1 pseudogene is annotated in these 1,186 nt (G+C 40.4%); it reads right to left on the minus strand.

Annotated elements, in window-relative coordinates:
* Positions 1-40: 40 nt before the first annotated feature.
* A pseudogene (locus F6K46_RS39885) lies at positions 41-1,186 on the minus strand (transposase); the annotation flags it as partial.

The raw sequence follows: 1,186 nt of genomic DNA on the forward strand, positions 1-1,186 counted from the left end.
ACTCCCGGTTCGCCCATTTTTTCGGGAGTTATAAGAAAGGCTACTCAGGAGTAAAAGATTGACCATCAAGTTGAGTATAAATAGTAGTTGAAAACCCAAGTAGAACAAGAAGACGCTGCTGTAAAGGAGAAAGAGCAGTCAAATGGGTATAAACTTCATTTTTTACCTCAATTACTACCAAGGTAATTTCCTTGAACGCAGCCAGAATTCTTTCAGCAGTAGGACGGGCAGTTTTTCGTTTGGGTAACCCACCATAAAGTCCAGTTAGCTTTTCCTGATTTTTCCCGAGATGGCGACGCACCTGAAACTCCAGAAGGGTCAAGACGCGCAAACCAATTGAAAGTAGTCGAATTAAACCTGTAACATGGTCTTCACGCTGCAAATAAATTGGTGTCAAAGAAAGTGGGAATCCCTTAAGTCTGGCAAATCCTCGTTCAGTTAAATACTCGTCTCTGTAGGCGCGAACAGCTTGCTTCAAAGAAAATTGTTCCGGATTCTGATTGGTCACATAAACTCGCCAACCTAAGAGTTTTTTTTCCTGGTCTACCGCCTCTTTATCAATTTTAAAATCCAGGTTTATGGATAGTTCTTCTACTGTTTGAGATGCTCGTTCTAGATATCGTCTTTTCACTTTTTGGACTCGTTTGATTTGAAGAGCGATTTGAAACATTCCAGTGGGACGGTACCGTTTGATAATCTTGGCTACAGCCGATTCCCATTCCTCAAGTGAAGTGAATTTTTTCTTACCACGACGGGGAATTTTCAGTTGTTCTAGAGCATCAGAGGTTTTTTGTAGGCGCTGGTTTAATTTTTTTTCTTCCGCTTGTACAATGGCAAATGACCGGACTACTAATTGTCGCTCATCCCAAGATATATCTTGAGCGTCGTTAACTTGAATTTTTTGATGAACTTTTCGTTCAAAACCCTCAGCAATATCTCGATTTTTTCCATCAGCATAGTCGTAGTCTATAGCTGTCAGGTCTTGCTTGTCATTCCAAACTGGTTGAAGATATTCAATTAATTTTTCCCGAGTTACTTGTTTGGCATTTAAAGGGCAAAGATAAAAATCTCCACCGGATACAATCTCAGTTCTCGTCGCCATTGATGCCATTTTACAGTCGCCAATATATAGTAATCCTGACTGTTGTAGCGTTGAGCGGACTCTTTCAATTGCGGGAATATATAA

It is taken from the genome of Moorena sp. SIO3E8 (genome assembly GCF_010692445.1).
Lineage (GTDB): Bacteria > Cyanobacteriota > Cyanobacteriia > Cyanobacteriales > Coleofasciculaceae > Moorena > Moorena bouillonii.